The organism is Izhakiella capsodis (genome assembly GCF_900115045.1).
Taxonomy (GTDB): Bacteria; Pseudomonadota; Gammaproteobacteria; order Enterobacterales; family Enterobacteriaceae; genus Izhakiella; species Izhakiella capsodis.
In genome coordinates this window covers 116,723-132,114 of sequence record NZ_FOVC01000009.1, presented here as the reverse complement: position 1 = coordinate 132,114, position 15,392 = coordinate 116,723, and the positions used below count along the sequence as shown (strand labels likewise).

General features: G+C 41.7%; 3 protein-coding genes, 1 tRNA gene and 2 pseudogenes. All 6 read left to right on the top strand.

The window, feature by feature from the left end; translation table 11 throughout:
• Window positions 1–20 precede the first annotated feature (20 nt).
• The 6 genes and pseudogenes from BM191_RS12915 to BM191_RS12880 all read left to right on the top strand — a co-directional run bounded on the left by BM191_RS12915 (window position 21) and on the right by BM191_RS12880 (window position 15,359).
• On the top strand, window positions 21–5,300 hold the full coding sequence (locus BM191_RS12915; protein WP_092878822.1) for a hypothetical protein: 5,280 nt from the start codon (window positions 21–23) through the stop codon (window positions 5,298–5,300).
• 700 nt (window positions 5,301–6,000) lie between these two features.
• Window positions 6,001–6,268, top strand: a pseudogene (locus tag BM191_RS12910) (IS110 family transposase); the annotation flags it as partial.
• A 402-nt stretch (window positions 6,269–6,670) separates the two neighbouring features.
• Window positions 6,671–7,012 carry a hypothetical protein gene (locus BM191_RS12905; RefSeq protein ID WP_092878820.1) on the top strand — a complete coding sequence of 114 codons (342 nt, stop codon included), beginning with the start codon at window positions 6,671–6,673 and terminating at the stop codon, window positions 7,010–7,012.
• Window positions 7,013–8,793: 1,781 nt separating this feature from the next.
• Window positions 8,794–9,474, top strand: a pseudogene (locus BM191_RS16595) (sulfatase-like hydrolase/transferase); the annotation flags it as partial.
• Window positions 9,475–9,599: 125 nt separating this feature from the next.
• Window positions 9,600–9,676: transfer RNA gene (locus tag BM191_RS12890), tRNA-Pro, on the top strand.
• A gap of 1,360 nt (window positions 9,677–11,036) precedes the next feature.
• Window positions 11,037–15,359 carry an RHS repeat-associated core domain-containing protein gene (locus BM191_RS12880; protein WP_092878811.1) on the top strand — a complete coding sequence of 1,441 codons (4,323 nt, stop codon included), beginning with the start codon at window positions 11,037–11,039 and terminating at the stop codon, window positions 15,357–15,359.
• Window positions 15,360–15,392: the final 33 nt, after the last annotated feature.

The window sequence follows — 15,392 nt, the reverse complement described above, 5'->3', positions numbered from 1 at the left end:
AGACTTTTCTGCAGCCTCTTATGGGCAACGAAGAAAATCAGACTTCCATCCATCTGTTTACAGCCCTGGCGATTACGGCCATTGTGGCGGGACGCTGGATGAAAGACGCAGGGGCCCCGCAGCGCGGTGTTCTGAGGGTCCCGGCCTTTATGGCTAATATTTTTATCCGCGCCAGTCATTACTGGGCTGCGCTGGGAAATATGGCGGGCAGTCTGCCGTCCGGCGCGGCAATCCCTGAAAATACCGGCACATCACAACGTGCGCCAGCTTTTGAGGTGGATACCGAGGCAGAATTGACCAGAGAGGTATGCGATGCAGCCGTTTCCTGCTCTTCCTCAATACCACGGCTTACCGCATTTTCGTCAAATTCAACAGCCAGCCCCGAGGCTTACACCCGAGCGACGGTACAGAACAGGCCGGCCCCTGCGACCGGGGGAAATACCCCTCTCTCTTTGCCTGAACAGGCGCATTATCTGGCTGTGGATAAACTCCGGCAGGAGAGTGGTCTTTCAGACCTGCTGTATTGTACAGACGTTAAGACTGAGAGCCGCCAGCGAATAAACGAAAAAGTTGTAACCAACGCGCATTTTAATACGAAATGTGATGCCATCGCTTATCCTGAGCCGTTGACGAAAGAGACTGACAGCCTACCTGTACACACCGAGATGCCGGAAACGCAGGTAACCTCGGCAGAAACAAGCCGGAGTGGTGGGGAGGCTTTACTGCCTCTGGTGACAGGCGCCGCTGTGGCATCGGTGACAACACCATATATACAGGCCCTGAAGAGTAAAACGACTATTGCAGCTGGAGTCACGTTAGGAGTGGGGACGGGTTGTTATATTTATAATCGCCTTACATCTGGACGCTCGGATTCAGTGATCCCAACCCTTAATACAGAGGGTTTAGATGATGAACAACCCATAATATCAGCTTTGGTAAGCAAACCTCTAAAATTCCGGTTGTATACAGATAACACTGTTACTGATGAGAGTGTCATGAATGATATATTTCCACACTTGAACATCAGTAATAAAATTGCTGAGATAATAATGGATATAATAAAAAATGCCAGATTAGATCCTGGGGTTATATCTCACAAAAATGACGAAAGTAATGGTAAGCTAAATTTAGTTAAATTATCTCTGAAAGTTCGAGATACGCTTCTTGAACGCATCAATCTTCTGGATAAATATCCTTTTATCCTGTCGAAACTTGAGCTGGATGAATTAAAAGGAATCAGTGAGATCTTTGAAGTTCATCTAAGCAGCCAAGAAAGAAAACTTATCAACTCACATTTGGAAAAACCTAGATCGCCTCAGGAACTACTTCATAAAAAAGAGATAAACAAGATGCAGGCGGAACTTTTTTTTAGAAACTCAATTTTCACTAAAATTAAAAACCCAGATGCAATACAACTAATCAATGCAATGTTGAATGAGATTTTTAAAAACGAAACAGATATCGAAACGAACTTCGCTGTTAGTAATTTAAATAAATTGATTTTTGATAAGATAGAATTAATTATTAACAGTGCAATAATTATGGGAAAAGAGGATATTCAGGTAATATTTGATCTTCAGAAAACGCTAAATATTTTAGGGAATTACGATGGAGCGCTATCGACACAGCAACAAAAAGACAAATTGAAAAGAAGGGAAGAAATTAATGAATTATTCAATAATAAAATAATTCCATCAGATAGTGGGTATGTTAGAAAGTTTTTTGATAAAATGGATAAAAATTTATTCAGGGCGAGCATTTATAATCCTGATGTCGGCACGCCCAATGATTATACACGAGTGGCTACAATAATCATTGAAGAAATTACTGAGATGTTAAATACTGTTTTTTCTAAAGCAGGGCCGGAAAAAATATCCTTACTGAATAAAAATTCATTGGAATACCATACGTTATTGAACTTATCGAAGGGTTTAACTGAGAATAATAAGTTGGTTGGCAGTTTTATTCATGGTAGTATAACCGGTGACGATGGAATTAAAAATATACATGAAATTGCGAAAAAAATTGCAAAAGAAAACGTATACGTAAAGTTATTATCTTCCGTTCCCGACGAGTTTAAAACTCGTGATTTATTTTTTTCCAGCAGACTATTAGATAAAATTCTAAAATTCCCTGATGCAGAAAATCACTCATTACAAATAAAGGTATTAAAAGAGCTTAGCAATTGGGATAAAACCTTTAAGGAAAAAAGAATTGAGTTTATTAACGCATTTTTGAGTAATCTTACAATTAATGGTTATCTTTTAAATACCTATGCTAAAAATACAAAGGTATTAATTAGAGTATTAATGAATAGATACACCAGGTTTCAGCGGGTGTTATCTAATGAATATTCAAAGCATTTGATTAACTCTGAAAATAACTTATTCAAAGAACTGGTCAATCAAGACCTGGATAAGATAAGTGGAATAGACGAGATTCATAGTAATGCGATACTGACCATTATTAAAGATAACACAAATAAAATTAACAACATATTTGATGGTTTAAAATTCAATGAGACTGAGATATCTCACAATAAAATAAATGAAAAATTGGAATCTTTGCTTTTTGAAAACTATTATTTGAATTCTGACTTAGATGATCGATCTATCTTGCTTGATATAGTTAAAGATCATTTGAAAAACAAGGACTCCGATGAATCATTTCTAAAACCAAAAAACAAAATAGAGAGAACTCCACCTATTACAGATCTTGAAAAAATAGAAGATTCTAAAGTTGCTGCAGTTGAATATTTATATGACTGCAAAAACATGACAACAAAGCAGGCGCTCAATATATATGAACATGTTTTACATGCTTCAACTATTGAATCAAAGGTTTTAGAAATATATTCTGCATTCCATTGGTTTGTATTTTATGATAAAAACAATAGCAATATCACACATCAACTATCCAAGTTAATTGAGAAAAATCTCAGTGGTACCGACGTAAAAAATTTTAGTGATCTGGAAAAAGTTTGGATAAAAATATTATGGCACAATTTATCACCGTTTAAAATCACTGCTCTTTTCAGAAGTGCGGAGTTATCTTTCTTAGACAGTAAATTCCTTGATGATTATCATAAATCCTATAAGTCTGTATATTCACTAAAACCACGATCTCAGTGTGCTAGCTTTAAGGATTATGCAAACCAATTTGTCAGTTACAGACGAGATGATTTATCCACAGAAGCCACAAAATTATCAAACCTTTTACTTTTTATGAGTGGTGTTAGCGAGGAAGAGTTAAATTCGAAAGTTATAAATAAATGGAATCTCCAACATCTAAATTGTAGGAATGAAAGATTAAACGTAGTAAGTTCGAGTCCATTTATCAATGGACGAGAAGATGAAATGTCTATACTGCAAACTTCGAATGGAAAATTTATAGTATCATATACAGCAGAGGGTATGTTCTATATTAAGATTTTCAAAGGCAATAAAATAGCAGATCTGCCTTTTATCATGAAACTCTCGGCTCAGGAATTAAAAAATTCATTTATACCATTTTACTTTAAACCGGACGAAGTAAGTACATCATTTTACCCTGTAGATAACAATAGTGATGACGTGGTTGTGAATATATCCGCTATTGGGTCTCACCTTCCTAAGTTATCAAATGGTAACTCGATAGATATAGATGGAAAGTTTTTTTCTGTATTCAAAATTAAAAAACAAAATACTGAAGAAGACCTTAAGTCTAATGTCAGAACGCAGTTTAATCATACTCTTAAAGAAGTTTCGGATAAAATTGAATACTATTCAGACGATGTTTTTAACCGCGGAGATGTTGCCCTTGGCCTTATACCCTTTGCGCTTATTGCAAGGAAAAAGATAGATGACCCAGGTTATGTTATTAGTAAAAGAGATGAGACTGTAGAGGGCGTTTTTTTAGCACTTTCAGCCATAGCGGAGTTAAGTCGCATTGCAGAATTCAGTTCATTGATAGGAAAATCTATGCAAAAGTTTTCTGAAGTGGCTGCCAGGGAAACTTTTATGTCCGCGTTTCGCGGATTAATAAAAGAAACACCTCAAATTGCTAAATCAGGATCATTACTCACACTTAGAATTCTGAATCCCATTCCTTTCAGCCATAATATAATTACGGGTGGTTACTCTAAGTTTAAAGAGCTAATCAGTATGCCTAAAGCAATAACAGAAGATAGCATGATCACATTCGCTTCAGATATGACTATTGATAAAATGGAAATGACCTCGCCTGTCAGCAATAAAGAAAGGCTTCCTCCAAAAGGTTTCACTCCCGGAAATAAGGATAATCTGTACTGCTTAGATTTCTTTTTTGGTAGATCCAGGATAAATCAAGATATAGAATTGAGTAGCTTCCAAAGTATTGATCAGTCCTTAAACGCTCCTCATTCTGTACCAGTAGATATCATTTCAGATGTTGAAAACTACTTACCACACATGATCAATGCATTAACTCATAGAGGTGGCACATTGATAGGCCGCGGAAACAGTGGAGTATCCGCTATTACAACAGCTACAGAGACCTCCCGGGCCGAGGATTTATTAACGCATGTCTCAGGTCTTGATCTTGTTCTGAACAAGGCAAATGATGTGGTTGACGCCGCCCTGGCCACTGACGCGACGCCAGCGTCCAGAGCCATGATATTCGATCATATATCCTCTCTGACTGGGGTTAATGACCCTGATCTCATTGAAGAAATGTTACAAACATTAAAAAATAGAAATAATAATATGCAAGATCTGAATCTTAACGAAGATAATATTCTTTTTTATAAAAATGATCGTGAAAAATATTTGATAGCGTATTGCAATCCTCACGATAATACGCGCACAATATTTTTTAACCTTAGTTCATCAACTACAGAAACTAAGTTGACAGTTATTCATGAAGCTACACATTTCACAGGTACTCGTGATATTTTTTATATAAATACTGCTGGAGGAAGCATTACTGATATGTTGAATCATTTGTTATCAAACCCATCAGAAATACCTGATGATTACATAAGGGCAGGGCTTGAAATGAATGATGATGCTAATATTCATCCTTGGCATAGGAATGAATTTATAAAGAAACTAAAAGACCCGCGCTGGAGATCTCATTTTTTGATGTCCAATGCAGATAGTGCTGCATCTCTTACTTTACAACTGTCTGAAGGATTTGAAGTCAACAGCTCAGGGAACATAGTAAAAGTTAATAGGAATAAGCGAAGCCTACAAAATTCCCGATATACAGAAGTGCTTCTTCAGGCTGGTTACAAATTCACTGAAAACAGATTCATAAACGGCAAGGGTCAATGGTATATTTAATTAGTATTAGCTCAGGCCTGAGCTGACAGTCACTTGTTGTTGATTTAGGGGTTCTGTACTGGAACTCCTACGTTTATAATCTGGAGAGGTTTAATGCTCGCGAATTGAAATAATATAAATTCATAAAGGATCGGGTTTGTAATAATTTGTTCATTTTTTAATGATATGTTTGACCAGGATTCTGTCTGCGCTTATTTAAATTATGAGGTAGCATAAAATATTAAATATCTCATAATGAGTGGTGGTGAATTTATAATTAGATTTAATGTGATTATTGCAAATTATTCTATCCCCGATACCGATTTACACATAGAATATACAGATAAACTAAAAAAATAAAGCTGACAGTTCGAAATTCTTAAGTAGTCTCTTAATAATACAAACATTAAAACTTTGTTCTGTGGAAATGACTGTTGATGTTGAGTTGTTTGCAGCATGGCTGTTGGCTGGAGCCTGATAAAAGTAAACGAGGAAGGTTTCGCGGCGGGGAGAATGTTGATACTGCTCTACGCAAGGCGAGCAGTCCTGTTACAGCAATGCATAGGTTTACCTGGCGGGCAATGATAACAGGTTATGTCAAACTCCCCAGGTGACGTGTGCAAGCCGTTATCTGGTTTCGATGACTGCGCGGACTTATTGATGAGTTAGACATTCTACTGGTACAGTGCGGCCTTTATGCCTGGTATTCGCTATGTCTGGGAACGTTGATGCTCTGCGTAGCATGGTTTCTGAACAGAGGAGCTGTTTACCACGTCAGGTTCAGCAATTTATTGATGATTTGCTAAAGCACATCGACCGCATTGAAACTAATCTAACTGAGTATGATAAAATATTGTCCAGTTTGGCTAAAGTTGATTACCGCAGCCAGCGACAGATGGATTTGAAGAGAGTTGATGCTACAAACCGCCTGTGCGCGGGTTGCCTGTACTGTCAAGGCACATGATTTCAAGAATGGGCGTCAACCCGCCTTAGCGTCTTTTCACTTGTGTGCAAATGATCACCGTAGATTAAAAGGATCGCTAAGACCCTTCTTTAACTGCTGTGAAACCTGTCATTTTTACTAAGCGCCAATTTACACTGATTATCAACCCGACGGCTTTCGATAACGCATCCCTCTTATTTACAATATGCCACCTGCGACCATGAAAAATCGAATTTTGAAAGAAATAAAACCTCAGATAGCTAATATAGTCGCTTGAAACTCAATGGTATGGGAAAGGTTTCATAGGTTAAGGGCTAATTGTCTGATAAATAGAGAAATTATTGACACCGATTTTTTAGACACCCTTTTTTTCCTGATGTGAGCTTTTATGTCACTGAGTATCAGACCCAATACCACTTCCGTTCACCTCTAAAGGGATAAAAAGATCATGATAATCAACGGTTTAGATAGTAAAGCGTCTCAGATTTTAAATAAACATGCACTCCTCTCATCGCTCGCCAAGGGCAAGAAAAGTGGAGGTATATCAACCAAAATCGCCAATGTAAATAATCAGCCATTAGTGAATCGCTGGGGTACTTTGTATAGGGGGATGGAAAACCGCCCACCGGTAACCCGGTCCAATTTGGGTAAACAGATTCATTCCGTAGCACAAGAGAAAAAGCTCTACAACCCACTTAACCACTTAGGTATTCCTTTTCAGCAGTTTATGCACGACGTATCGGCCGAACCGTTCTATGGGCTTGAAAAGGTTCATTCCGCTGCAAGATAAGAAATCGACAGAGTGTCTGTCATCTCAGGAAGCGACGCAGCACTGATTAAATTCGTTGATTTAGCGGATTTCACCATGTGAATGATGGCTTATATATCATCAGATATAATGAATATGCAGCGCGTAGCGGTGAGTATAATAGGTTTTCTGAATGCGAAATGGAGGCGTATCTACTGGATAGATCCTCGCTGTACGATTTTTTCCAAAAAGATAACCATGATGAACGTTCAACCTGCACGGGAGAGTTGCGAATCCCCAATACGTCTTTCGAGCCACTGCATTACACCCTGACTTATATTCAACCAGTGAATAACCCTGAATTATGTCCATAGGGTAACAGGGATAAAGCCAGATAGCGGCGAATACGTTGATTCGCTGTCATTTTAACGCTTTCTTTAGCAGATATGGCCAGGTAACATGATGAAAAATATATGTTACCCGGCTACTTTTTATGTGGTCTGGCCGTGGCACGTTTGTGCCGCCCGATATTAAATAAGCACTCATTGATATGATTCTCAATAAGAATTATTGATATTTTTCTCATCTAAAAGTATTGTTCCTCCACTCAGGGATATACGCTTATGCCCGGTAGCGTAACATCAGAAAATATCCTTCCTGGAGTCCTGTTCTCTGTCATCCAGTCAGCTGTAGCAGAGGGTATTTTAAAAGTAAGGTGAGATTTTATTTTACACCCACTTTTTATTTTTTTCACAGCTGGAAAAATGGAATTAATGAGAACGCTAATGGTATTGCAGACTGGTACTCTCAGTACCATGATGAAATCACTGAAGTAAAAAATATTGAAAAAAATAAAGAAAATATCTTTCAGGATTTACTGTGTGACTCAGTAAAGGAAAACTTTCTGATAGGATTATTTTTCAGCTCTTTCATTTACTTCTCGCCCTGAAATGCAATCATAAAAACCAGGTATTCCAGTTCCATCAACCAGGTGGAATTATCTGAATAGCATCTGAAAACTCTGTAAAGAAGCTACAGATAGTATAGATAATGCAGACAGCAGGCTGATAGCCAACACTACGGATATCTTAAATTATTTTGATAAATACCTTATTCTGGCAGAAATCAGATCATTGTCGGAAAATAAATAACCATCTGTTCTGGTAGAGGATGAAAGTATCTATCCTGCGAACAAGTTATACCGCTTTATCTTTCTTATCACGCATTCCGCCATCGAGGCATCATCAGCAGGGCGCAGATTTCTTTGCCATAGAACTATATAGAGAGGAGAGCATTTATGCCCTGAAAGCTGAGATAAATACGAGTGATAACTGTAAGATTGTGAGGGTGGATTGGGATATTAAGCGATATATTTGCAACGGATTGTTGGTGACGCCTCTAAGAGATGCCAAATTAACTGGCAAGTAATGTAGCCTTATCTATCCTTCTGAACGGATTAGCGGATAATCCAGAAGATGAAATTCAGCAGCGTACACTTGCTCATTCAGAAGCTAATGTTCCCACCGTAAAAATTAAAAAAATTGACGGTGAGGAGGTTTATCTGCCCGTAGATACGGAAAAGGAAAAGGCTTTGATCAACGTTACCTTTGCTCTGATTATATATATTTATTATTATCATAAGCATATATTATCTCTTGATGGTTTGATACCGAAAGCTTTCCGGCATTCACTTTTTCAGAAAAAATTTCTTATTAAATAAAATTTTTGAATTCTTAAATATGCGATGAGATGTTTCTTATTCCAATAATCTTCGGTAACCAACTCACTTAACTTGGTAACCTTCTCCGAATGGATTACGTTAAGTCTGGTTTTATAACAACACTGATGTTGATAGTTACGCCTTTCGCGAGCAGATCGGCGCTGAAAAGCGTAACCCGTGCAAATCGGTTGATGACATGCTGCTGGTCCCGGAATTAATAGCCTATGTCGATCGTCATCCTGGGGGCAAGCTTCTGGTTATTCTTCATACCAGAGGCTGAATTATCTGTACTATCATCGCTACCGCGTAGTTTTGTCCGTTATCAGCCTGAATGCCTGAGTGTGGATGACGTCTGTACGAAATAACAGCTGGTCAACGTATAGGATGATTCGCTACCCTACGCTGACATTATGCTGGGTAGCAGTATCGACCAGCTACATGATAAATAGGCGATAGTGTTCTACACCGTCGATCATGGCGAATCCATTAGCGATAATATGTATTTCCACGGCACACCTCGTAATATGGCACCGACGGAGCAGTTCTGCGTCCCGATGATTTTCTGTTCTTATGACACCTGGCTGGCGAAGGTCAATAAGGAAAGTGCCTTCGACAGGCTGAAAGCGCAGCAGCGCGCCGGTGTGACTCATCGACATGCCGAATTGTTTGATACCATCATGGGTTATCTGGCTATATCTCGCCGGCTGGGGTCACTAATCAGATAAATAATGGCCTCGCGCCGCCTGCTAACAATCAGTCACCGCCGATGACAAAAGTACGGTGAATTTTTTCAGGGCGTGGGCTGCTTTCTGGCCTGAAGTATCTCCGCTGCGTTTCCAGGCAAACGGCGTTCAGGCGCGTTAAAACCCTTGACGGACGAGCCTGGCTGGCAGTAATATCCGCCCCCATCGGTGAGTGGCGCAGCCTGGTAGCGCACTTCGTTCGGGACGAAGGGGTCGGAGGTTCGAATCCTCTCTCACCGACCAGATAGTAAAACCTGCTTAAAAAAGCAGGTTTTTTGGTTTGTGGTCAGAAAAGAATGAGAATCTCCGAAGGAGGTTTGAGCCGAGTACTGTGTAGCCTCATGCTGAATTCTGCGCTTCGAGCTGAGAGAATACGTGCTCAAGTATATAGTCGGTGCCTGTATTGAAAGATGAAATTTCAGCGCAGAGTTTAAACGCGATTAGGCCCAACGGGTTTCTGACCAAAACGGCACTGCTGCAGGTGTAGCCAGCGCTATGAATGTTGGCTTTTCTATAATGATGCGATGAGCGAAGCCGTTATCTGATAATCCCCAGGGCAGCCTCCGGTCATAGTGAATGTGATTATCGTCTTCGAATCCAGTATGCTCACTATTTCACTCTATTCGCTGCTTCTGGTGTTCAGTTTGAAAAGGTGTTTTTCGCTTAACTGTTAATATACTTTTTCGTTCAACGATAGGTTAACAACCTGAAATATTGAGCCTGCAGCAACTTTTCTACAGAGACATCGCATCACCCTGGCTCCGTCATTTATTCATCTTAATGATCGTGATTGTATTGGACGTCGGGTTACAACTCACGCATCAACGGTATTAGAAAGGGCGCCGCTCTACGCTCATATAAGCTGGCACATTATCTCTTTGCCAATGACCTTAATCGCGATCTGTTAATGAGAAAATTTCATGACTGGCTAGGTTCTGATTTGCTTTATATTTAATAAAATACCAGCATTATGTCTTTATTATCTCTGACGTATTTCTTAAATAAAAATCTTTATTTAATTTATGGTGATCGTGACTTAAAAAAACGTTAGCCTTTAATCTGTCTGGTGATTAAGATAAAAATTACAGTTTAATTCGGTTGGTATATTTATCTCCATATTGGATAAGTGGTTCTAGACTATGACGCATCATTCAAGGGCATAATGACGTATTTTGATGTTTATGGTAAAGGGCTTAATCAGTGTGATTCGATACTCAACTACGCTGCTCACTTAGGAGAAGTCGATCGTGGCTTTATTCAACGGTTAATCATGTACAGTAGAGTTTTCTGGTTTTTTTTATATGCTGATCATCTTCATCAGATGATATCAGTTAATACGGATACGCATTATCTTCATGTTCGCGCTGTCGGTGATACTCATCAGTGGAGAACAGTCCCAAGCGAGAATATATTCAAGATTTTAATATTGCTGAGCGTATTTATTCTCATGGATAGATTGACAGTAATTTAATCTTGAACAGCAGGACCTGAAAAAAGTTTCTCCCAAAAAGAGGTAACGCCAGCCAGTCAGAGAAAGAAAATTTACATCATCTTTCGATGTCCGCCGCGTCGCATTTTTATGGTGACATGAATAGGAAAACCGATGATTAATGAAAACCAAGCTTTCAATCTTTTGGAGATTGCCTCAAAATCTCCTGAATTCTCTTCCTCGGGAAATACCGCAGGCGTACTGATCAATGAGCCAAAACCAAATGTTTCAGCGAGTGGGCATAATCCGCTAGAGCTATTACTAATCGGTTGGGGATTTTATAAAAATGAAGAGAAGAAAGCCTTCGATAAAATAAAGGATTATGTTCATACCGGTTTAGATTTGGCAGGGGGCATTCCCGAGGTAGGTGCCGTGTTTGATGGTGCGAATGCTGCCCTTTATGCCGAGGAAGGTAATTATGAACAAGCTGCGATTTCACTAGGTTCCGCTGCCTTGGACCTTGTGCCTGGGGTTGGTACCGGAGCTAAAATCACTAAATATAGCGTAAAAGGCGGCATGGCAGTCAGTAAAGCGGTGATAAAAACGGCGGAAAAAGTGGGATTAGAACAGGCTGAAAAAACAGCATTAAAACAGCTTGAAAAGGGTGCTTTGAAGGAAACGACGAAAACAGCAGAAAAAGGGGCGCTAAAAACGTCTGAAAAAGAGATCGTAAAGACCGAGGAAAAACAGGCGGTGAAGAATGCAGAAAAGAAAACCGGTGATGCATCAACGCAGGGAAAAGCTGAAGAGGATGGCATTGCGGTTAAGGATAGTAAAAATAAGCAAGTGGAGAAAGATTGTCCCGGAGCTGGTCATCCGGTAAACCCCATTTCAGGGATCAAATTTCTTACGGGTGAGGCTGAGCTGGATTTTGTGTTATCCGCACCTTTATCGTTGTTCTGGCAGCGCAGTTACTTTTCCGATCAGACAGGTAACGGCTGGCTCGGGCAGGGATGGTCTTTGCCTTTCAGCTGGCGCTTACTGCGCCAAACTGATGGAATGAGGTTAATTGACAGCCAGGGGCGCGTCTTTCACCTTCCCATTCTTAGGGCAGGACAAAGCCATTTTGACCGCCATGAGCAGCTCTTTTTCTCGCGCGAAGATAATGGTCGCTACTGTGTTACAACGTCAGATTGCCGGTTGCGATACCTGTTTTCGCCGTTGGCCGCAGGGGAAGAGGATCCGCAGGGAGAAAGAGCGCTCTATTTACCCCTGACTGGAATTGAGGACGCCAACGGCAATCTTATACGTCTCTTTTATGATGATGCCGGGTTGCCCCATATGATACAGGATGCGGCGGGTCGCTGGTTGAAACTGGCATTCATTACCCTCTCTCTGCCTGACGGCCAGCAGGTACATCGGTTACAAAAGGTTATTTTAATGAAAAAACAGGAAAAGGATTGCTCTACAGAAACGCAGGTAAGCTACGGCTATTCAGATGAAGGTGATCTGATTAGTGTCCTCGATGCTCAAGGACAGATTTGTCGCGAATTCCGTTATACCAATCATATACTTACTGAACACCGGCAACCCGGCGGGCTGATTGCCCGCTACGAATATGACATCTACACGCCGAAAGGCAAAGTTGTTCGCCATACCACCAATCTGGGACAAGTCTGGCGATTTGATTATTCCGACGGTGAAACCCGGGTCACCGATCCTTTAGGACGGGTTACGCACTATCAGTACAACAGCGCTCGGGCTTTTATTGGCTTTGTCGACGCTAATGGACAGACAACCCAGGCAACGCTGGATACCCTCGGCCGGCCTGTCACGTTTGCCTTACCTGGAGGAGGGCAAACCCATCATACTTATGAACCGTATGGCAAACTGACTTCACGGACCGATACCGCAGGTAACCGGACAACCTTTCGTTATGACAACCGACAGCGTCTGAGCGCGATAACTGACGTAATGCAACAGACTACGCACTATGAATATTGCACTGAAGACAACGCGATGAGCGTGATTAATCCATTGGGGCAGAGAACAGACTATCTTTTCAATAACAGGGGATTGACCACGGCGATTACATGTGAAGACGTTATACGTTGTCAGATGCGCTATAACGCGGAAGGTCAGCTGGTTTCCTGGACTGACTGTTCCGGCTATGTCACCCGTCTGACCTATCAACATGAGGGGCGCGTGACAACACTTAAGTTTCCGGATGGTACGCAAACCATCGTAACGTATAACGCGCAGGGAAAACGGCTTTCAAGCTTGTTTGCTGATGGTTCTGGTGAATACAACGCCTATGATCAATATGGACGCCTGACGGAGCGCCGTAATGTTCTCGGAGCGCAGACCGTCTGGCAACTCGACTTGGATGGACTCCCGCTAAAACGCATCAACTCTCACAACGAAAATTTTAGTTATCACTATGATGCCGCTCGTCGGCTGGTGAAACTCACCAATGAAAACGCTGCTGATTATCACATAGAGTATGATAACAACGATAATATTCTGCGGGAGAAAGGCTTTGATAATGGGGTGACAGGCTACCGGTATGACGCTGCTGGCAAACTGATTGAAAAAACGGAATATGGCAGCCCCGCTTCTGCCACTGCGTGCGACCCGAACGCCCCGGGGATATTGACCACCTTCCGTTACAATGATCAGGGCCTTATCATTGAGAAAATCATCAGGAACGCAGCACAGAACACTTCGGCACATAGCTATTTTGATTACAATGCAGCCGGTTTTTTGATCCTGGCCAGAAATAGCCATAGTACGGTCACGCGCCGCTACAATGCGCTCAACCAGTTGGTGTCGGAGACCAGCGAAACTATGGGTAAAAGTCAGACTCTTCAGCACCAGTACGCCAGTCATGGTCAGCGTAGTCAGACCCTGCTTCCCGATGGTAAGCGAATTGATTACCTCTATTATGGGTCGGGCCATTTACTGCAGATCAACCTTGACGGGAAGCCCGTTTGCATGATGGAACGAGATAAGATGCATCGTGAAGTTTTCCGCAGCCAGGGCCTCTTAAGCAGTCATTTTAGTTATAGCCCCATAGGACAACTCACCACCCAGCACGTTGCAGCAGACGCCGTCTCAGACTTCTCTGCGCCAGTTATCTCGCGTCATTATCAATATGATAAGGCCGGTAATTTGCAATTGATGCATGATCAGTATGAGGGGGTGACGCAGTATCGATATGACTCTCAGGACAGACTGATCAGCGCGGGCAGTGAGTGCTTTTCGTTCGATCCCGCGGGTAATCCGGTAGAACCTGGCGTTTCAACGAGTGAAAATAGGGTGATGAATAATCGCCTGATACGCTACCAAAACAATCATTATCGTTACGATCGCTACGGTAACCTTCAGGAAAAAATTACCGGCGATGGCAAGCACCTTTATCTGTACTACGATCCTGAACATCAGCTTGAACGCTTAACGATGATCAGTAACGGCAGGCAGCAAACCACGGTATATGGCTACGATGCGCTGGGGCGCAGGATTTATAAAAAGCATCAGGATAACACGGTGATGTTTTTATGGGATGAAGATCGTCTGGTGAATGAAACCCAAACCGATCAGACAAGGATTTATTTGTATCCCCCAGCCAGCTTCATCCCGCTGGCACAGATTGTTCAGCGTGCCAGTATGGAGCCGGAAATTTACTATTATCATACCGATCAGATTGGCACCCCGCGTGAGATGACCTCGTCAGAGGGTAAGATCGTCTGGCGCACCGGTTATATGGCATGGGGTAAAACGCGTATTCATGATCGGTCGCAGAAAAACAAGGACGCATCGCCGGCACAGTCTTTGCGCTTCCAGGGGCAGTATTATGATGAAGAGAGCGGACTACACTATAACCGCTATCGCTATTACGACCCGGATACTGGTCGTTTTATCTCTCAGGACCCGCTGGGCCTCGCTGGTGGAGAAAACTCTTATCAGTATGCTCCTAACCCTACCGTCTGGGTTGATCCACTGGGGCTGATGAATACGTCAGGAGTTTCAGGCGATTCAAGCTTCAGTCAGGGATCGATAGGTAAAGCCAGCTATGAGTTCGATACAAAAACCAAGAATTTAACCATCAAAACGCATGGGGCTCCCTTTGCGACGCAGACCGATCGACTGGCATCTGGCGCTTCGCTGACAAAGCAGATAAAAAACGTGATTAATAAAGAGGGCGGCTATGTTAACCGGGTTACGATGCAAAGCTGTTACAGCGCGTATGGTGGCCCGGCTTCCCAGGCTCAGCAGTTAGCCAATAATCTGAACACACCGGTTACCGGATATACTGGAAAATTCACCGAAGAAGTCAGGGTGGGTGCGAGCCGCCCGCTCGGCGGTGACGCCAAAACCTTCCAGCCTTCAACCTCAAATATTGGCAAAAACGTCAGCAAAACGCTCAACAAGGCTGGGAATAATGCGACAAAAGGGGCTTATAATGTTTCAAAATTGTTTAAAGGCTCAGGAAACTAAAAGGGTGATGCAAATTGCTCTATCAGAAAGTGC